This is a genomic window from Paenibacillus sp. FSL R10-2736 (assembly GCF_038000245.1).
In the GTDB taxonomy this organism is placed as follows: domain Bacteria; phylum Bacillota; class Bacilli; order Paenibacillales; family Paenibacillaceae; genus Paenibacillus_AQ; species Paenibacillus_AQ phytohabitans.
The window spans coordinates 4,810,663-4,833,709 of record NZ_JBBOBN010000001.1 but is presented as its reverse complement, the minus strand read 5'-3'; the positions used below and the strand labels follow the sequence as shown (position 1 = coordinate 4,833,709).

Sequence of the window (23,047 nt, the reverse complement as noted above, 5' to 3'; positions counted from 1 at the left end):
TAATGAGCAGGAGATTGAAGAAATATACCTCGCTAAGTTTGATTCTCAGCATGTTGTTGTCGTTAATACCCGGTTCCTTTAGTGGCCTGGCAGAAGCTGCGGGTGATGATTTTGAAGTAACGTTTAAGAACGGAGCGCATGTGGGGAATCTGAGCTACCCTGCAGAGAACGCCTTCGGTAACTTTTACAACAATATGGAAGAAGGTTTCGCCCAGACTGAGACGGACAAAGATGCCAGAATGGATTGGACAACCGGTGATATTTATGCCGGTCTCGATGATAATGAAGCAACGGTCACGTTCGAGGTTGACGTAGCCAAAAATCCGTTATTGAAGGCCATGGCGGAGAGCGGACAAGCAGAGATGATTACAGGTTTTGCGGTTCTGCGGCGTCACTCCGGATTCCTGTGGACACGTCATTCGGCAATTACGGTGACCATCGACGGAAGGGATATTATCAAAGAAAGAACCGGCAGTAGCCAGAAATATAACAAAACGGCTACAGCCCGTATTACACCTACCTCCAAAATTAAAGTATGGGTATATGGTGAAGGGGATGACGACGGTGAAGCAGCAGGGGTACGGGGCTTCTATCTCAAGTTCCAGGATCTCAAGCGTCCCGTCATTGACAGCTATACCTTCACCGGCAACGGAGCAGAACGGCTGAACGAGAATATTAATCAGCAAGAGCTGTATGTCAAAAGAGATGAGAACATCACACTCAGCTACAATTTCAACGAGCCCGTCAGACCGGCTACGGTAGTGAAAGCAAACTCCGATTATTTCCTGCGGCAAAAGCTGTTCATTAATGATCCGGACACCGGACTTCCGGCTGCCGGACAGCAGCAGTATCTGCAGAATATTACCTTTAATGAGGACAATCTAACTACGTATCAGAAAACACTTTCCTATAGATATACCGGAGTTCCTTTTCATAACAGCGGCAATCTACCCCTGAAACCGCTAATTACCGGGGGGACTACCGGCGGAGCACCAATGGATCTGTCCCTGGAGAATAAATTGAAAGAAGCCGTGCTCAGGGATGCGGCAGGGAATAAAGCTACTATAAATCTCAACACTGTGCCGAGCAAGAGCAGCAATGCCTGGCTGAACAATAAAATCGGGAACCCGTTTGATTTCGATAGAGGCGGCTTCCGCGTCATCGTGGATGCGGTGCGTCCGAAGTATTCCAAGACCGCTAACGGCATTCAACCGGAGATTCTGACCGGTGTTACGCTGAATAAGGGAGATGTTATTGATTTCACCCTGCAGATGACGGAAGAGGCAATTGCCAAAACCGGCTGGGATGAGAAGAAAACCTTTATTCTTTTCAATAACGGAATGAAAGCCTATTATGTTGCAGGCAAGAATACAAGAAATTGGACCTTCCGCATGACAGTACCTGACGGACTAACTGTGGAAACACCGTTGCTCAAGGCCGTTGCCGTATCTAATGATGCCAAGGGCGGCAGCTTGCCTATCAATATGGATACGGATGTAATCCAGGATTACGCAGGCAACCTGATGATTCAGCCCGCTAACTTCGATGGAATACATGAAGAGAAAATTGATCCTTACGGCAGTGACTTCTCGCTCGCCAACTCTAAGATAGACTGGGCGAACCTGTTCATCGACAATACAAAACCGATTATCGGATACCGGTTCGAGGCACAGGGCGCGAGTGATGTAGCCTATTCGAAAAAAGGTAAGGTAACGATCGATGCCAATGATCCTTCGATTAAAGTACCCCACCTTGATCCGACTGAAGCAGACCGTGGTGCAGAACGGCCGAGCCGTGGCATCTACCGGCCTTCCAATATGAGTGCGGAAGCATCGCCTTCCGTTGGACTTGTCTACTACTGGTGGAGTCAGGATAAAGCGGATCCGTTTGCTTCTGTATCCGGAGACAATAACGCGGCACTCAAGCGTTACGCGCTCTCTGCCAAACAACCGTCGGAAGAGCTGTATCCCGGAGAATTCCAGAATGTACAGCTGTCGGTAGTGAATAACAAGACCAACCTGCTCTCTCCTCCGCCTGAAGCGTTCGAGGAAGGAAACAGCGGGGAATGGTACCTGCATACCTGGACAGCGGATATGACCTGGGATTCAGCCAGAGAATTGATGCAGTACGAGAAGAAAAAAGCTTATGTGGCGAGCCATCAGGCGCAGTATGATGCCTGGATTGTTGAAGCACCGGGTTCGAAGGCAGATAAAATCTTCTATGCTGACAATCAGGCGCTGGCCGCTGTTGGACAATACGGCGACCTGAGTGTCTGGAAGGTTGACGATTTCAAACAGGATGATTCCAACTGGACCCATGAAGTAGGTATCCTGAAGCTGGACAACCAGGGACCTGCCATTACAATGGCCGCCGAGGACAGCACCACTGTGCAAGCACTTGTAAAGGACCCGCATAGCGGCGTCAAGAGCGTGCAGTATCAATGGGTGAAGGACGGGGATTCACCGCAGGACATTAAGTGGGCCGATACATCATACTCCGGGAATACCGTAACCCGGTCTACCTATGAGGATATTGATGAGGATGGCGCTTACTGGCTCTATCTGAAGGCACTCGATAATGCGGGCAACGAAACGGTCAAGACACCGCAGGAAAAGGCGGTTGTCGTGAGTTCAGAGGCTACGATTCCGACGCAGTTCACACCGGAAGCTAATCCTGACTACGTTCGGAGTCATGATGTTATGTTCCAGATCAGCGGAGTGACCCCGGATTATGTGGGCTATGCCATCAGCAGCAGCTCTATTCATCCTGAGTCCGACAATGAATATACAGGCCTTGAAGCAAGTACGGAGCTGATACAACCTCTGTCCGTGGACAATTCTTTAGGCAGCGGGGAAGAGACTCCCCAGCCTGAAGCTCCAGCAGAGCCGAATGCTCCGGCAGAACCGGAAGTTACGGCAAACATCGGACCAGTGGCTATCCTTAAGCTCCTGTCCGAAGGACCGGTTCAGCCTGAACTGACCCCGCTGGCGGCTGAACAAACTCCGGCACCAGAGAGCGGTGCCGAGCCGGCAACTGCACCTGCTGCTTCAGCAGGCGCTACTGAACCGGCAGCAGATGCCGCAGCGGAGGCAACAGAAGATAACACGGATTCCAGGCTGGCAGCGATGGGACTTAATGCTTCTGTAAGTGAAGCCACCTATAGCTATGTCATTCCCGCTAAATCTGAACTGAACGGAACGCAATACATTCATCTTATGGTGAAGCACAGCGACAGAACGTATTACTATTCGAAAGCTTATTATTTTGACAATGAAGCACCGGTGGTGTATTTCAGCCCTGATGCTATTGCTTACCCGTTGCCGCAGCAGAAAACGCGGATCAGCGTGTCGGAATTCTATAGCAAAACAGGACTTGTCAGCAAATATAAATGGGTCAAACAAGAAATAGGTGCAGAAGTACCTACAGAGTCTTCTACAGAATGGAAGGACGTTCCGGCAGGCGGTTCGGTGTCCATAGACGACAAATCGCTGGACGCGGGACAAATTGCTGAATACCGGTTATATGTACTCGCGGTTGACGGGGCAGGCAACAGCTCTGTGACGGCAAGCGGAGGAACCTTCAAGGTATCAGCATCTTCCAAACCGGAGGCACCTGTATCCGATGCGAAGTCTTCTCTTATCTATCTGTCCGGTGATGCAAAGGATGGATACACAGCGATTGTGAAGCTGAGCCTCGAGACAGAGGACAAAACGGGATATGAATATTCGGTATCACCTGATAACGGTGCAAGCTGGATCAACTGGAAGCCTTATACCAACTTCGTAGCCGTGAAGGTTCCGACTGGTGATCCGACACAGCTGCAGGTGTGGGTCAAGTACAGAACACCGGGCGGGTTGATCAGTGAAGCGGCCAAGCTTGATATCGAAGGCGCATCTACAACCGAACAGCCCGTCTATGCGCTTGCAACGCTCAGCGTGAACAGTCCGGTAAATGCCACGGTTGGGGCAGATATTGAGTTCACGCTTCCGCCGGGTATCCGCGTGATGCCTTCGAAGATTAACCCTTCGGTGCCTGTGCGGACCGGAAACTCATTCAAGATCTATGAGAATGGCTATTACAGCTTCGATCTGACCGATCTCGGTGATCCGGACCGGACAGATACCCTGTATCTGGTTGTGAAGAATATTGACGGTACGCCTCCAGAGGGAACGGTTGAATACTCGAACATGGAGCGTACGAACGGTAATGTGGTTGCTTATCTTCAGAGCACCTCTGAGCCTGTAACGATTACGAACAATGGCGGCAAAAATGCCTACACCTTCAAGGAAAATGGCACCTTCGTCTTTGAGATTAAGGACGCGGCCGGGAATACAAATACCGTCGAAGCCACGGTAAAGAACATTAACAAAGAAGCTCCGAAGGTGAAAGTGGTCCGTTCCTACCAATATGGCCTGAACGGCAGCAGCACCTTCAATACCGTGAAGGATAATAACGGCAATGTACTATTCTCCACCGGCACTACAGTAACGGTTGAGAAGGCAGATGCCTCGGCTAAAGCTATTAACATTATCAGTCAGGCCAAGAGCATTACACTGACTGAGAATGGAACAGCCTCCTTCACAGTTGTAGATGAGTACGGCAATACGACAGTCATTAAAGAGAAGGTTACGAATATTCTCTCCGCACCGCCTGAAGCTGATAAGATTGCCTACACCTTTGTAGATGCGGAAGGCAAAGCGGTTCCGGCCGATCAGATTGTTACGATCGGCGGACAGAAATATGCCAAGGGTAAAGTGAAGGTTACGATTAGCGGCAGCGTCACAGCACCTAATAAAATGTTCTTCGGAGTAAGACCTATTGAGGGCGGAGCGGCGTATTCGAATCAGATCAGTAAGGCTGATGGAACGTTCAGCTACTCACGTGCCTTTGAGAGCAGCGGGTCGGCGGTAGTCGCCATCTCGGATCTTCTGGGCAATGTGAACAAGGTTCCGGTTACAATAGCGGGTCTTGATAACACACCGCCTGAGCTGACACTGAATAACGAAACAGCGGGTATTGTCCAGAACAAGAAAGACTTTAACTTCCGCGCAGATCTCGGCGGCTTCACAGTTTCCGATAATGTATCGGAAGCAGCGGGTGTGAAGGTATCGGTCAGCGGGCTGGATCTGAGCAAGCTTGGACGCCAGCATGTAGCTTATACGGCAGTTGACCAGGTAGGGAATGAGACGGTTGTTTATCAGGATGTGGTGGTCGTGAAGGATGGCGGACTGCTGATCTTCGGTAACGATACCTTAATCTCGGCATCCTCCGGAGAGTCTGCACTGTTCAATACCAATACACTTACCTTTAAGGTATCAGGCTACAACATTATGAAGGTAGCCGGAGTAGACAAGGTCAATCAGGCAGGAACATTTGATATTCTGTATTACCCTGGTTTGTACCGCGAAGGACAGCTGAAGCTGGTGAAGCAGAAGCTGACCTATGACGAACTCGTGAGCAGTCAATTTAAAGTCACCTTCCCGAAAACAGGCTGGTACACGATTGTCGTGAGAACACAGGAGCGGGACCGCGAGTTTGCCACCTTCTTTATTGGCAATATGAAATAAATGAAAGATAAACAGGGGGAATACATGGTGAAGCTGCTCAAACGCGCTACCGCGCTCATGCTCACAATAATCATGGTATTTCTGTCCACCTCCGAGAGCTTTCATGCGCTTGTGGAGGCGGCCAGCAGTACAAAGACAACTGTTGTAGAGAATAACTTTATTAAGGTTACTGTGGATAATGAAACCGGACGCTACGGGATTCGGACCGTGGATGGCCAGCCCATCCGCAAGAATGACAACAACGTAAACTTGCTGTTCCAGGGGGATGATCCGGAAACGTCGTTCACGACGTTCCGGATTGACGGAACCGATTATATTTACGGGAATAAGTACAAGTTTGACAACAGTCATTATTCAGAGACTACTACACCCAAGGTGGTAGAGAATTCGAATGGCACGAAGCAGCTGGAGATGATTTGGAAGATTAAAGGCGTAGAGATTAAGCAGATTCTGATGCTCTACACCGACAGCAAGGATGCTGTCAATTCCGGAAATGTCAACATCCGCTATGAAGTGAATAACCGGAGCAATGCGCAGGTAGAGATCGGAAGCCGGATCCTGCTGGATACGATGGTCGGCGGCAACGACGGGCCGCAGTTCCAGATTGGAACAGCTTACAAGTCACCGCTTCAGGTAGAGCGGAAGCTGGTGCATAATCCGGAGGATAATGCCGGAATCCCTGAAGAGGACAGAGCATACTTCAAGATTCCTTCTTACTGGGTAATGCGCGACAAGCTGGATTTGACTAATCCCCAGGCAACCAATGTCGTTGCCTATGGCTTCAATAACTTTGCCGAACAGAACATTAATATTGTGGATGAAATGATTGTCGGTCACTGGAACGGCCTGGCGAATACGAAATGGGATTATGAAGTACATCCCAACCTGGACTTCACCAGAGACACCAATGATTACGGCACGGCGGACTCCGCCGTTGCCTTCTATTGGAACCCGGATAAAGTGGCAGCCGGAGGCTTCCAGAGCTTCGAAACTGTCTATGGACTTGGAGAAATAACTGCTCCGGATAAAGTGTTCTCGATCCGCTATGTAGACCAGGTTCAACAGCTGGCTACGGCTGCGCTGGAACAAGGGGAGACGGTTCCGTCGAAGTACGTGGATAACGGAGTCTTCACGATCACAGCCGAGGTTGAGAATCTGCAAGCCTACAATATGGAGCACTCCAAGATCGAAGTGGAGATGACGCTGGAGAGCGGTCTCAGCTTCGTCAGGCAGGATGAGAGCGGCAAAGACGTCCTGGACGCAAATGGCAAGCCAGTCCTGGAGAATGACCGCAGCAAAATGCTGGAATTTAAAAAGTCAGCCTCTCCTGAGGAAGCTGCCTTGGGAATTGAGCCGAAGTACAAGCCGGGTGATGCCATCACTGCGACTTTCCGTGTTCAGGCTAAAGGCAGACCTTGGCCGGTAACGCGGGATTACATGATTTCCGCGAGAAGCCCGGAAACACAGGGCAAGATTGAGGGCATTGAGGATGAAGGCATCAAAGCCCAGTATGAGTCGAGCCGTACAAACTTCATTCTGCTGCCGCCGGTAGGCGAAGCAACGGCTACGTATTCATACGCTCTGTCACCGGCAGAGCTGTATAGCTCAGATGTGAAATATCTGACTGTGAATCTGTCGAACATTGAAGCCTATAATACGGGCAATGCAACCACAGCACCGAACTTTGACCTGTACCTCAAGGATCTGGTATCCGGAAGCCGGTACAAGGTGAATGTGCAGGATGCAGTGGTTATGCAGCCTACAGACGATGGTTTCTCAGGTGCCATGCGGATTACTTACCGCGGCGGGGAACGGGTTGATGAAGGCGGCAATGTGCTGGAATCCGGACTGGGACCTGAGCTGCCGCTGGGTGAATACGCAGTGGAGATCGACTATAAAGGCGATGCGGGAGGCGACGAGGAAGTAGCAGCCCTTTACGATATTACTACCCCTCAATCCTTCCTGGTTACAGATAATGATGAGACGCGGATCCGTGAAGCCGGAGTTATGGCTGTGTACAGGGAAGCTGTGGATATCAGCGGCCTCGCGAACGGCGCTTCTGTAAAGGATGACTTGCTGGATCAGCTGAACTCGCTGTTCCCGGGTGAGCCATTTAAGAACGGCTCGTTCCTGTACTCAGCTGTCACCGAGTATAAGAAGACCAAGGCCTTGTTCGGAGCAGCCAGCAAGGCGGTTGATCCTGAATTCGATATCAGTGAATTCATGGATGATGAAGCGCTCAAAGAGACTCCGCTGTATGCCTACAAATTGTTTGCAACAGAAGAGGATTTTGAAGCCTTCCAGGAAGAAGCAGAATCCGAGGACCCGGAATTCGACCGTGAGGTTCTGGTTACGGTCCGCGGAATGATCAAGCAGGTCGGCACGGGTGATGAAGAGCAGGTCATCGTCGATACCAAGACAGAACCGGCAATTATTAATGATGCTGTTGCCTATACAGGCAAGGATCTGGCTTTTGTACGCGGCAAGCTGGACATCTTCGGAAACAGCCTTCCGGGCGATCTTCCCTTCCTGGATACCTTGTTCATCAAGGGTGACGGAACGCTCAGTGTAGCGAGCAGCGGCTTCGTCTTCCATAAGGGCGAATGGACGCTTGATTTCTTCAACGGCTTCTCCAAATCCCTTGGAGATGAGAACTACAATCCGTCCAAGGTGGAGACGCCAGAGGATGACGATGAAGAGGAAGAAGGTAGTAAGGAAGATAAAGGAAATGACGGTAATCCGGAAGACGACAGCCAGAACGGCAGTCTGAAATGGGCTATCGGCGGTGTGGGCGACAGACTGAATCCGCTGCGCCAGGTCATGATCGGGGATGTGTACTTCAACAAGCAGTCTTTGTTTGGGGCTCCAAGCTTCGCGATTGACGGCTTTGGCTTCTCTTTCAATGATTTCATTCTGAGAGAGAATGGGATTTCCTTCGGCGGCTCATTGTCACTGAAGATCATTAACTCAGAAATTAAGAATGTCATATTCAACAGCGCAGGCTTCTATGGCGTAGATGCCTCACTCGGCTTCGATCTGAATCAGGAGATGGGCTTGTTCGGACCGGATAAGAAGAAAGACGCGGATAAGAAGAAAGGTCCGGATGCTCCCAGCGGTAAGGTTACCATCAAGCATGCCGTGCAGGGCGGCGGAGTTGGTAATGAATATGGCCTGGAGTTCGCGGCACAGCTGAAGAACATGCTGGGTGTAGAGATTGAATTCTCGCTCAAAAAGGTAAAAGACGGCCGGATTCTTCCGGATGTAATCGCCTTTGGGGCTGAATTGCCGGCTCCGGGTATTATTGTCACCGGTGCAACCTATCTGACCGCTGTACGCGGTGCAGTGCGCGAGCTGGCGGATACCATTGCCGGCGGTACGGCGCAGGACCCGTTCCCGCTGACGATTGAAGCTGGCGTAGGCATGCGGTTCGGGATTGCCCCGGCGTACTTCTTCGGGGATGTTGACCTGACGGTGAAGCGTACCGGCCTCAAGGTGGAAGGACGGCTTGACTTCTCCGCAGACGCAGAAGCTGAGAAGGATGACCGGCTTCCAATGCTCACCAAAGCGCTGCTTGAAGCGCAATGGGTGACTCCATGGTTCGTGCGGGTAGAGGCAGCTATGGATATCGGCGGCTGGGATATCATCATCGGTAAGGCGGGAATCTTCGTCGGACAGAATCTGGAGAAGAACCGCACTGACTTTGAAGGCTATATCGGCTCCAAAGTACAGATTCCGAATAGTGTACCGGTTGTCGGTGGAATGCCGCTGTCCAGTATGTTCCTCGGGGTCAACAATGATAAGGTATGGGGCAGTATCGGCATTCTCTTCATCTCGCTGGGTATTACCTACTACTGGAGCGGAGGCATAGAGTTCGGTACATCAAGCGATCAGCTGCCGGAAGGTATGATTCATCTCGTAGTGGATGATCCCGATAATGGACCGCGCCTGATGGTTATTGGTGAAGGTGTAGAGACTCTTGCCACTTCGGCCGCCCCTGCTGCTGAGGAAGAGAATCAGGAGATTATCTACCGTGAAGTAGCAGAAGGTGTGAAAATTGTTGAGAACGGATCGGTTAATGTCGGCGTAGGCGGCATTACGGTCAAGAACGGCGGCAGAATCCATGAGATTCCTATGGGGGCTGCAACCGGTAATGCCATTATCGAAATGGAATACAGCAGTAAGGATATGCCGGAATTTAAGCTGCAGGATGCAGCGGGCAAGGATTATCCAGTGGTATTCGAAACCTTTGCGAATCCGGACAAGCCTAATCCTAAAGCTAATGCTTTTACACAATATATTCCTGCAAGTGATGTATCACCGGATCCATCCAAGCTTAATGCTGAAGTGGATATCCGCAGAGCTTACATTATTATCCCTGAGAATGAAGCTAAGAAAGGCGGAACCTGGACGCTTACTGCAGTCTCGGCTGTAGAAACCAAGCTGATGAATGTTCCAACCCTGCCTCAGCTCAGCGAAGTAAATCTCGCGAAGGATAACTCGAATGTCAATAAATTCACGGCATCCTGGAAAGTAGCCAACGCAGCAGAAGGAGATACAGTGAATCTGTACCTGGCTGAAGATGCGGTAACCACTGAAAAGACTATCGTGGAAGGGCAAGAGGTGCTGTCACCGGGAGATCCGGGGATGCTGATTGCCAAAGATGTGCCGGTTGGCGCCGGCGGTTCTGTCAGTGGTGGCATAACCAGCGGCAGTACAGTAATTGATGTAACGAATGTAACGCTGATGGGCAATCCCGAGGATATCCGCGGCCTGCTCAGACAAGGCAATTATTATCTGCGGGCCGAGCTGAAATCCAGCGCTACCTTCGGCACGAAGACTTCACCGCAGCGATTCGAGCTCATTGATCCGCTTGCACCGCAGGTTGTCAGTGATGTCTCGGTTGTACCTGCCGGTAACGGATTGTTCTCACTCTCCTTCAAGCCGGGAGCCAAAAAAGCGGGACATAACGCTTACGAGCATAGCTTCGTCATTGATGCTCAGGTCCAAGTGAACGGCAAGCTGGAGACTTATTCTCCATTTGGCGAAATTTTGTACACCGAAGAAGAACTTCAGCCTTACTGGAATGCAGCAACCGGTAAATATGAAGGTATTCTGATCGGAGGCTGGAAGGCCCTATCCACTTCGGATGAAGTGAATACGACCAGCCTTGAAGGAACGGTTACAGATGTGACCAAGTTGAAGTATACCGGTCTGGAAGTTGGAACGGAGTATGTTGTCGGTGTCACTGCCGCCACAGTTCCAACTGAAGATGCGGACAAGAATCAGAACTATCACTATGCTGAGCACCAGAACAGCAGCAAGAAGCTGCTGCCGGTTCCAAGCCTGCCGAAGCTTACTGTGGCAAGCGGATCTGGTACCGTGCAGGATACCGGAAATTACATTAACCTGCTGACCAGTGAAACGAAGCAGAAGCTGACGCTCACTTCAGACCAGTCCAATGTGACGGTGGAGGTCTTTAATGCTGAGAAGTCCATCGGGTCGGTAGCTTTGACGACCAAGGCCGGCGGCGGAAGCCAAGGCGTTCTGAATCTCGACCAGTTCCAGACAGACGGGCCGTTCGCTCTTGAACTGAGAGCCAGAAACATGACGACCAAGGATATCTCGGTCACGATGCTGTATATGACTGTAGATACGATCGCTCCGGTCTTGTATCTTGATCAGCCGGTAACGGGTGAACGTACCGCAAACGGCGCTGTTCATGTAGCAGGAACTACAACAACAGGAACTGTGCTGACAGCGAAATATACAGTGAACCAATTGCAGCCGGATGGCAAATACAAGGAAGTGGAGATTCCTACTACCCTTAAGGTGGACCCGCTGACGGGGGACTTTAATGGAACTGTGGAGATCAAATCCGATGAGCCTTCCGTGGCACTTAACATTGTTGCCTCCGATGAGGCAAAGAATCTGAACACAGCGGTTGTGGATATCACGAACGCTGGTTACAAGGTTCCTGTAGCACTGGTTTTGAAGGGAATGGAAAAGGAACTGGAGCCAGGGCAAACAGGCAAAGTTCAGGCTTATCTCAAGGTCTCGGATGGACAGGACGAGAATACCGGCAAGCCGAAATTCAAGGATGAGCCAATTGCAGATAAGGATCTGCAGAAATTGACTTATACAGTCGCCGTAGGCGATGCAGTGTCCTTATCGGCAGTAGGCAGTGTTACGGCGCTTGCCACAGGCTCCAGCTTAATTGAAGCAGAGTATAAGGTGTCCGAGGGTGTAACGCTCAAAGGCATGGTTGCGGCAATAGTAGCCGTACCGAAACCAGAGAAGCTTGGTGCAATTCAAGCCAGCACTTCTTATATTTATGCAGACAGCAGCCGTACCAAGATCACCATTACTTCCTCCGGGGATATGACCGGACAGCAGATTGCGTATAAGGTATATCGTTCCGGCGCCGTGCTGCCGGCCTTCGATGATAATGTCAGCTCTTGGCCGCTCCTTCCGCTGGACGGTATAATCAGCGCTTCTTACGGTGATGTAATCGTGCTCGCTAAGCGGACATCTACCGATAAGCTGGTTAAGGCAGCGGGTCAGGTTACAGCAACTGTATGGTCCAGCAGCGGTGCTGGAACAGGCGGTGGCGGTGGCGGCGGTGGTGGCGGCGGAGCTGCCACACCAGGCATAGTGGAAGAGCAAGCACCAGACACAGCCGCACAAGTAACTGTCAACGGACAGCCGGTTGTCACTGAATGGAACGGGCTTACAGCGGTAATCCGGATTACGGATAAAGAAGCCGCAGCGGGCAGCGATCTCACGGTTAGTTCCGCAGATCCGGCTGCAAAAGCATTCATTATCCATGTAGATCAGAATGTTGTGAAGCAGGCCGTTGCAGCGAAGAAGAAAGTGATTATCGAGGTTCCGATGGGTCGTTTGGTTCTCGAACCTGAGAATCTTACCGCATTAAATGGTGAGCTTGTGGTGGGCATTGGCCAGAACAGCACTGCAGATCAGCAGGCCATGAAGACCATAGCCGATCAGCAGGGCTTCACGCTTATGGCCGCAGGACAGGGTGTTACGGTAACGGCTAACCTGCCAGCAGGCAGCTGGACACCGGCACTTGCAGCCAAGATCGCCATTCCTTCGCCGCTTGCAGCAAACGAAATTACAGCAATTGTGCTGAAGGATGCAGCCGGTAACTGGACCACTGAGCCATGGAAACTGGACAGCAGCGGTACGGCTGTGAATGTGCAATTGACCGGAGAAGGCAGCCTCTACTTCATCCGCAATCAGAAGACCTTCAAGGATATGCCTGCAGGCTGGGGCAAGGACGGTATTGCAGCAGCCTCCGCCAAGCTGTTCGTATTAGGCAAATCTGCAGATACCTTTGATCCGACCGGCAAAGTGACCCGGGCAGAGTATCCAACGATTCTGCTGCGCGTCGCAGGTCTGATGAACAAGCAGGCACCTTCTGCAGGCTTCAGTGATGTCGGCAGCAGCAGCTGGTATAACCGCAGCGTCTCCATTGCTGCACAGCTGGGTATTGTCACCGGATTCGAAGGCGGCAAGTATGCGCCTCAGGGTACGCTGACACGAATGGAAGCCATGACGATGCTGGGCAGACTGCTCACCCTTGTCAGCCCAGGCAGTGAGATCAGTGATGCAGAAGTAACAGCAATTCTGGCTGGTTTCACCGATAAAGATAAAGTTCCCGCATGGGCAAGACAAGCAGTAGCATTGAGCATCAAGAACGGCATTATCCTTGGGGAAGGCAACAAGGTGAATCCGTCCAGTCCGCTTACGCGTGAACAGGCGGCAGCCATTGCTATCAGACTTGATCAATTGATTACAGCCAAGCAATAACAAGAATGTGCCCGTACCGCCTATTGTGGAGTGCGGGCACACTCTGCTGGGAATTCATAATACTATTTGGGTGGTGTCAAAATGGCTTTGAAGCGGAAATCAATTATAGGGTATTTAATAGCGCTGGCAGTGGTTGTCGTTGCGGCAGTTGCCGGCGGAATCATGGCTAAGGCTGATCCGCAGACCTGGGACAGCATGGCAAAGACCGAATGGTATATATCTACCAATGATACCTTCAAAATTGATAGTGAGGATAAGCTTGCGGGTGTTGCCAAGCTGGTTAATGAAGGCACTGGGAATGGTCTGCAAGGCAAAATTCTTGAAATTACGCGAGACATGGATCTCAAAAACTATCAATGGATTCCCATTGGTACAGCCGAACATCCATTCAAGGGTACTCTGATCACTGAGGGTGGTCTAATCAAGAAAATCTCCAATATGAATGTCGTTACAAATTTGTCCTATCAGGGTCTGGTAGGAAATATGGAGGGCGGGACAGTCGGCGGTCTGACTTTTGAAGGGTCTGGCTCCATCACTGTTACCGGTGTAACCTATGATGTATATGCAGGCTCTGCAGTAGGTAAAATGAGCGGCAGCAGCATCGTTTTCGATATTACCAACAATATCAGTATCAGCACTCACGCTTCTCCGTACCGCTCCTTCACGGGCGGAATTGTCGGAATGGGCGAAGGTATGATCTCTAACTCTATCAACAACGGAACCATTACGGCGCAAGGTTCAGCTGATATCGGCGGGATCCTGGGCTACGGTGAATCCAGAGGCATCATCATCAAAAAAGTGGTCAATAATGCAGCAATTCTCGCACAAGGTACTGACAGTGCCGTTCTCACCGCAGGCGGGATTGCTGGTCATACTACAGGACCGCTTAGTCTGAATGATGAAGATACTCCGATCATCAATAATGCTTCTGTCACCATCGCCGGCGGAAACCAGGTTGTGGCAGGCGGAATTGCCGGTAAAGTGGACAATACCGTAGTATTCTCTAACATGACTACCAATAAGGGTGCAGTTACGGTTAATGCATCTGCGGCAGAAGGCTCGGCAGCCGGAGCGCTTGTAGGAGCAACGGGTACGGTAGTCAGTCCGGAGGTTGGGATTACGTTTGTAAATACCGCTCCGGTAGTGAATAATGGCGGCAAGAATGTATACACAGGAGGAATTGCCGGATACACCGGCAGCAAATTCACCTGGACACATGCTTACATCAACACGCAGCCGATTACAGCTACAGGTACACAAAATGTATCTACTGGCGGATTTGTCGGACATGCTGCAGGCGGACTGGTAACCAGCAACGCTGCAACGGGGGTGTTTGAGAATAAAGCGCTTGTCTCGGTTAACGGAGGAACAGGAATCTATACTGGCGGGATTGCCGGTTATGATGCCGGCGGGAATATAGGCCAGGCCTCCTCCACAGGTGCATTGAATGTAAAAGGTACAGCGGATGTATACACCGGCGGTATCGTAGGGTATGAAGCCGGCGGAACGATTACATCATCAGTAACCGGCAAAACCGCAAGCGATCTTCTGGCGATAACTTCGGATGGTACAATCGGCGGAATCGCCGGTTATCTGGAAGGTACCCTGAATGATTCTTCTGTTAAATATGCAACACTTCAGGTAACTTCTGCAGGCGGGATTGCCGGGGGGATTGCCGGTAATGCACAAGGAACCATGAACAACATCACTGCCGGAGATGCTTCCTCGGCAAGCTACAGCACGTTAATTCTGAAAGCTGTGGTAGCTGCTCCGGCAGACGGCCTGGATAACATCACGTTCGGCGGACTTGTAGGCGTGAACACTAAGCCTCTGGTTCTGAACGGCGGCAAGGCTGCCCGGATCAGCTTCCTGAATGAAGCCGGCAAAAGCGGATATACCATCGGCGGCGCAGCCGGTAAGCTTACTGCGGATGCGGTAATCGGCACTGTCACCGTGCCTGCGGAAGTACAGGATTTGCTGGTTGAACTGAAGGCCGACAAGGTCAGCTTCGGCGGCGGCGCAGGGCATAACTCGGCTGCCCAGTTCAACGGACACACTAGCCGTACTGAAATTAAAGCTACAGGTGCTTCGGTAAAAGCTGGCGGAATGTTCGGTGAGAACCATTCGGCTGCAGCGGCTCCGTTCAATCATGCGGAGAATGTAGTCATCACTTCAACGGGTGCGGATAACGTACTCGGCGGTAATACCGGTCTCAATACCGGTCAACTGGTTAACGCTACAGTTACCCGGCTGTCTATTGAGGCGAATGGTGCACGTGCTGAAGCCGGCGGGATTGCCGGACATTCTGAAGGACCGGCAGCTCCTGCTGACCGGGCGGGAATGAAGTCAGCTGTGCTGAATGTTCCCGGATATGACCCGATGATTACGCTGACTGCTGTGGAATCCAAAGCAGGAGCGATCGTAGGGGCTGCGAAAACTACGGATATTACTAATCCGGAGGTGAACGCAGCGGATGACGCGCAGGTGTTCATTCAAGCGCAGGCAGCTAAACCGTCTGTCGGCGGCTTGGCAGGTACACTTGAGAACAGCGCTATCTACAGTGACAGCAAAATAGTGAACTTGGAAAACATGTTGATTCTGGTAGCGCCAGCCGCTACAGATGCCTATATTGGCGGTATTGTCGGCTACAATGAAGCCTCCAAGCTTGACCGTCTGGTAGGTACAACGGTTAATCTGACGATTAATGCACCACGCGCTACTGCAGGCGGGGTGGCAGGGTACAACCACGGTAGTTCTTCAGGAATTATTGCAAACAGTTATATAGGTGCTCTGAATCTGAAGGCTAACGCCGGAGCAGTTTCATCTTATATCGGGGGGATTGTGGGCTTGAATGATGCCCAGACAATTGATCCCGTATTGAATCCGGCCACAGCGGTTAGTACGATTCAGAATACGCGCACACTTGGTACTGTATCCGCTGTTTCACCTACTGCAATCGTGGGCGGGATGGTCGGCGAGAACCGCACTCTGATTGCCAATAACAGCATTACTGATAAAATCACAGTAATCTCCAGAGGCAATTCTTCCATCATCGGCGGCTTGGCCGGGGTGAACACGGCATCAGGAACTCTCTACTATACGTACTCCAATGCCAACTTGACCATTGAGGGTGTAGGCACACTGGCTGGCGGCTTGGCTGGTGAGAATGCAGGGGCAGTTCTCGGCTCCTATGTAGATATCGACGTTACAGGCAATGCAACTGGAACAGCAAGCGGTTCGGTCTACCTGGGCGGGCTGATCGGCAGAAACACAGCCGGTACGGTGGAGCAATCTTATACCTCCTCCAAGGTTACGGCAAACGGCGTATATACGAATGTTGGCGGTCTGGTCGGGGAACACTCCGGCGGTACCATCAAGAACTCTTATGTAGCCAAAAGCGTAGCAGCTGCCAAAGCCAATTCTTACGTTGGCGGTTTCATCGGCAGAATAACTAACGGTAAAGTGAACAATGTATACTCGGCGGCGGAAGTTACTGCTGGTTCGGGCGCTTATGCCGGCGGCTTCGCCGGACGTTATGACAATGCAAGCAAAGAGCTGCTCTACAAGTCTTATTACATTAAAGATGAAGCGCTCAACATCAACTCTGACCTGCCTGATTTCGCAGAGGGCAATCACCGCTGGCTGAATGTGCATGTGCGGCTGACTACGATCCTCTCGGAAACGCTGAAGGACAGAACGGTCTTCCCGGGCTTGTCAGGCTGGGACTTTGAAGGCGCATGGAAATATGGCTCGCTTAACGCAGTATACCAATATCCTGAAGTAAACCGTGCAGCCAATACCGGCGGTGATATCGGCAATGATGTCAATGCCAATATCAACTGGTACATGAAGGATAAGGATGCTATCAACTTCCAGATTACTACGGAAGCAGAGCTTGCCGGTCTGGGAGCAATTGTCAACGGCACGATTGCCGGAGCGGACAAATTCGACTTCACGGACAGAACGGTGACGATCATGAATCCGATCCATATCCAGTCCAAGCAGTGGGTGCCGATCGGCAACAAGGAAGCCAATCCTTTTGAAGGAACCTTCGAAGGAAACAATCACTTGATCGATGGCTTAACCTTGCAGCCTGTGTACACTCATTCCGGATTGTTCGGAGTCATCGGTACGAAGGCGATCGTCCAGAATATCAATCTGGAGCCGCTCTCTGTTGCGGGCAACCAGTACACCGGAGTCCTTGCCGGGATGAACCTGGGTACAGTGAACAATGTGGATCTTAAGCTGCTTGGCGGCGTGAAGGTCAGCGGCGGAATTGTCGGGGGGATGATCGGCAGCAACTCAGGCAGTATTACCGGACTCCACCTTACGCTGGACGGCGGAAGCCGGATTGAGACGGTTGCTGACCACGGCATTGCCGGTGGACTGATCGGTGAGAATACAGCAGATTTCACAACCGGGACTTATACCATTAAGGATATAGACGGAAGCACCGGCAGCGCTGCTGACCATGCGATTGTCGGCGGGCTTATCGGAGTCCAGACGGGCGATGTAACAGGTCTTGAGCATGAAGTGAATTCGCGGTACCGGGTTTCGGCTACGGGAATGGAATCCACGGTCGGCGGACTCATTGGCCAATTCATCTCGGGCCAGGCGAAGGATATTACGCTGACCTTTGCTGACGGAACGCTTGAAGCACGCGGACTCGGCTCGATTCTCGGAGGCATCATCGGCCAATCGGATGCCGGAAACAGCATCAGCAATGTCACAGTGACAGGCTTCGGAAGCGGTGTGCAGTTGAGCGCCAACGGTACTGCCGGTGGTGTTGTAGGCGTTAAAGAAGGCAAGCTGGGCGGAATGTTGGCCCGGTCCATTGATCCGGGAAACAGCTTTGACATTGAACATGCAGCAGTTGAAGGCGTGAAGCTGTCTACTACGGGCGACAGCCTGAAGGCTGTTATCGGGGGGATTGCCGGATCGGCTGTCCATACGGCGATCAATGATGTCCGGTTCAATGCTTCTCTGCAGGCCGCAGGTGAAGAGATTACTGCGGGAGGTATCCTGGGAGAGAGTGTGAATTCTATCCTGTACCATGCAGAGGCATCACCTGATCTTCAGGTTGCAGCGAAGAACGGCGATGCAGCAGTCGGCGGGATTGCCGGAACGGTCTCTGCGGATGATATCCACCGGGGCTATGATTTCGGCAAAGCCTATCCGCTGTACAGCGGCATTTACATTGCCAAAGTTCAAAGCGGCAAGATAACGGTCACTGGAGCAGACAATAGTGCTGATCTCTATGTGGGCGGTGTGGCAGGCAAGAACGACAATGCCTCAATCTATAGTTCTGAGGTTGCTTCCGGGCTGAATGTAACCGGCGGCAACACAGTGAATGCAGGCGGAGTTGCCGGATACAGCAGCGGTATCATTGTAGATACCATCGTGAAGACCGGTCTGCATGCGGATGCCAGCAGAGTGTATAATGCCGGCGGACTTGTCGGCTGGGGATCAGGCGGCGAGATTCATTACAGCAAGGTGATCGCCGGATCTGGACAAGCTCTGACGGTTGGCACAGCGTTAACACTGGGTCAATCTGTACCGGCGACACATGCCGGCGGAGTAATCGGTATGGGGGATACTATCAAAATTACGCATACCCATACGGATATTCCGGTACAAATCACCGATACCAATCAGGACAATACCATCTATGCGGGCGGTTTTGCCGGACTTCTGGGTGATAATGGTACGCTTGCAGGACAAATTCAGAAATCCTATGCAGCAGGCAAGCTGAATGTCAGCGGCAGATTAGGCTCTTATGTCGGCGGCTTCGCGGGTTCTGTAGATCATTATTCGATTACGGACTCTTATGCTTCCGGTGACATCAGCAATACCGGCTTCGACACACGCAGCGGCGGTTTCGCAGCAGCGGTAGAGAGAAGCGGCAGCATCAGCAATTCTTACGCATTGCAGAACAAGATTTCTACAGTCGGAGTGAAGTCTTCAACCCGTTCTTACAACGGTGGCTTTGCCGGTTATAATGACGGGACTCTGACAGGCGTCTATGCCAATGTTCCGGAGATCTCCGTTAATGTAGCAGGCAATAACGTCTCTACAGGCGCACTGGTCGGCTATAACTTCCGGGACGGCAAAATTTCCGGTTCATCGTATACGACAGGTACGCTTACGGCAGGACTGAAGGCAGTAGGTCACAATGCAGGTGCGGCAGCTGGCGCTGTTAGTTCAGCAGCGGTTAATCCGCTCAGCTCAGGCACATGGATTATGGATTATGATACCTCCTTCCTGAACGATCTGACAGACGGAACAATCACGGTCCAGACTCCGCTGCAGCTCTCGGGTGCAGTCATGTTCTATAACGAGACAGGCCTGAATTATTACAAGCTGTTCAACAGAACAGCTGACGACAAACCGGAGCTGGCAACCATCCTGCTTGGGGCGGATATTAATCTTGCCGGAAGCACTTGGACCGCATTCGACAGCTTTAAGGGAGTATTTGACGGTCAAGGCCATACGATTAGCGGACTTTCACTGAAACTCTCTGAGCAGCAGACGGCCGGATTCATTAAAGAAAACCATGGCCAGATTCTGAATGTTAACTTTACCGGAGCGGATATTTCCGGCGCAGTAAATTCCGGTATTGCTGCAGGGCTCAATCACACAGGTGCAGTAATCCGCAAGGTTAACGTCAGTGGTTCTGTAGCAGGCAGTGCCACGGCAGGCGGGGCTGCTGGTGTGAATCTAGGCCTCATTGAGAAGGCTGCTAATGACGGAGTGACTCTTTCGGGACAGGGCCGTAAAGGCGGAATTGCCGGACGCAACGCCGGAGTGATTCACCAGGCAGTGTCCAAAGGCAATATTGATGTTACTGCCACACTGGCAACCGGCGGCATCGCCGGCGAGAATAGTGCGGAAGGTACAATTTCAGAGTCGATTGTCTATGGCGATATCCATGTGGCTTCGGCCCAGGCTATAGCCGGAGGGATTAGCGGTCTGAACGCGGGAGAGATCAAGAACAGCTATTCCGCCGGTGCCATTTACGCAGAAGGAATGTCTACAGCATGGGCTGGCGGTATCGCCGGTCTGGCGGAGAGCGGAGCGATTACTTCTTCCCTGAATACCGGAGAAGTGAAAGCTGGAGTGAAAGGCAAAATTCTTCCGCTGCAGGCCTTCTTCGGAGGGATTGCCGGACAGAAGTCTGATCATGCAACCATCAGCCAATCCTTGTTCAACAGACAAATGCTGAAGAATAATATTGCCTTCTACAATCTGGATGGCCAAGCAGTGGCTGGCAACAGCAGCAGTGCAATGGGGCTGCTTGGCACAGAGCTTACCAGCCCGAATCTTCCAGCAGGTCTGGATGCCGGAATCTGGACAGCACAGAACACATTCTATCCGGTACTTCTGGCCTTTGACGGAACAGAAGAAGGAACTCTTGCTTCAGCGGCCGTAATACTGAACCCGCAGGATCTGATTAACCGTGTAGGTTCAGCATTCAGCTTGAGCGGCAGCGGAGCACTGGTATGGAGTGCAGATCCGTCCAAGGCAGATGTGAACGGTGCTGCAGGAAGCCTGAAACAGGGCGGCAGCGCAGTGCTGAAGGCAACAGCCGGAGGACAGAGCAGAAGCATTACAGTTAATGCGGCTGCACTGCAATACCCTGGCTCGGCAGCTGCACCAACTGCAACACCTGCGGAGCTGAGCTTCTCGACGGAAGTGAAAGTAGAGCTGACAACAGCGGAGCCGGGCGGCCAAATTTATTACACGCTCGACGGCACAGATCCTACGGAAGCTTCTCAGCTATACAGCGAAGCGATTGTGCTGAAGGACAAGACGACTGTTAAAGCCGTCACCATTGTTCCGGGCAAAGAATACAGCAAGGTATCGGCCTGGACTTGGACGCTATTAGTTTCCAGCGGTGGTGGAGGCGGCGGCGGTGGCGGTGGCGGTGCAGTTGTGCCGACCCCGACCCCGACCCCAACACCAACTCCTGTTCCGGTGATTACCGCTATTGCCGGTACTACAACGGTGAATGGAGACAGTGAAGCTCCAGTGAAGATTGCCAAGAACAGCAAGCTGAAGCTGACCGCTCCGGAAGGGCAAACGATCTACTATACAACGGACGGAAGCACGCCGACAGTAAACAGCACGAAATATACCGGTGAGCTGTTGATTACCAAGACCATGACGATCAAAATGATCACAGATAAAGATGATACTGTGACTACCATTGAATATGTAGTGGAGAATGCCAAATACAGCCTGAAGAGCAATGCGGGAGAAATTAAGTATATCGCTGCTTATCCGAATGGTTTGTTTATGCCTAATGCAGCCATTACCAGATATGAGCTGATCCAGTCTCTTGCACCGCTGCTGGATATGGAAGACGTGAATGTAGGAAACCTGTTCAATGATGTAAGTGCAGGCAACGAGGCTTTGACCGGATTCTTCGCTTCGGCAGGCATTATTGAAGGTTATCCGGACGGTGGCTTCGGCGGAACGAAGGGCTTGACGAGAGCCGAGTTCTCCAAGATCATGACTACAGTGCTGAAGCTGGATGTTACAGATACCGGAGTTACGAAGCAGTCGGATCTGAAGGGCCACTGGTCAGAGAATTATGTGAATGCCCTGTCCAAAGCAGGTTATGTACAAGGCTTCCCTGACGGCACATTTAAACCGGGATCGCCGATTACCCGTGCTCAGGCTGTAGTGCTGATCAACCGGATTGCCGGTACGAAGAAGCTGGCTGTAACAGCAGTACGCTTCAAGGATCTTCCGGCAACACACTGGGCTTACAAAGACATCATGTCGGTTGTGCAATAATTTGTAATTCTTTTATGAAGGAGATTGGCGGATGAAAACAAAACTGCTTGCCGTAAGCCTGATCTTCTCGTTGATCTCGGCAGTGCTCTTCTATTCAGGCACTACCAGCGCCGATACACCAAGTGTGTATAACGCTGAACAGAGCTACGGAATTGCGAATGAAGCCATGTTCTATCTGCGGGTACTCAAAAGTGACGGCACCGCAAGTTCCACGGGGACAGGAATTATCCTGTCTCCGGCCGGAACAGCGGCAACGGCGTATCACGTGGTCAAAGGCGCGGAGCGGATGGAAGGGGTGATGGCGGATGGTAGTATTATCAGTCCGATCAAAGTCACCAAATTCGATGAGCTTAAGGATGTGGCTGTTCTTGAACTGCCAAGTCCTGCTGCTATGAAGCAGAAGGGCAATGCATATGCATATCTTCCTCTGCGCAAAGACGTGCTGAAGCATGGAGAAGCTGTATTCGCACTGGGCTATCCGCTTAAGAATACAGCGATCATCACCGAAGGGATTGTCAACACGCCTGCTGCGGAGATCAATGGTAGAAGCCGGATTCTGACTTCGGCCCAGGTGGCAAGCGGGATGTCCGGAGGTCCGCTGCTGGATACACATGGCCAGCTTGCCGGAATTATCTCCGGTTCGCTGCGGACCATGAACAACATTCATCTGGTTGTAAATATGGAGGATCTGCGCAGCCTGCTGCCGGCAAACTTCAAGTAAAGTTCACTTCAGAAGCAGCTTAGACAACAATGAAGGCTGCAAAATAATAATAACAATGGCTGTCCTCTGACGTTTGGAGCAAACGGGGGGACAGCACTTTTTTTAGACACCTGTACCGATAGACTGCGTAATT

4 protein-coding genes are annotated in these 23,047 nt (G+C 51.5%); all 4 read left to right on the top strand.

Annotated features, from left to right (window positions below):
* Positions 1–2 precede the first annotated feature (2 nt).
* Positions 3–5,567 carry a hypothetical protein gene (locus NSQ73_RS20875; RefSeq protein WP_340987985.1) on the top strand — a complete coding sequence of 1,855 codons (5,565 nt, stop codon included), beginning with the start codon at positions 3–5 and terminating at the stop codon, positions 5,565–5,567.
* 24 nt (positions 5,568–5,591) lie between these two features.
* Positions 5,592–13,394, top strand: a complete 7,803-nt coding sequence (locus tag NSQ73_RS20870) for an S-layer homology domain-containing protein (RefSeq protein WP_340987983.1) — start codon at positions 5,592–5,594, stop codon at positions 13,392–13,394.
* Between the two features lie 81 nt (positions 13,395–13,475).
* On the top strand, positions 13,476–22,193 hold the full coding sequence (locus NSQ73_RS20865; protein ID WP_340987981.1) for a chitobiase/beta-hexosaminidase C-terminal domain-containing protein: 8,718 nt from the start codon (positions 13,476–13,478) through the stop codon (positions 22,191–22,193).
* A 31-nt stretch (positions 22,194–22,224) separates the two neighbouring features.
* Positions 22,225–22,914, top strand: a complete 690-nt coding sequence (locus NSQ73_RS20860) for a S1 family peptidase (RefSeq protein ID WP_340987978.1) — start codon at positions 22,225–22,227, stop codon at positions 22,912–22,914.
* Positions 22,915–23,047 lie beyond the last annotated feature (133 nt).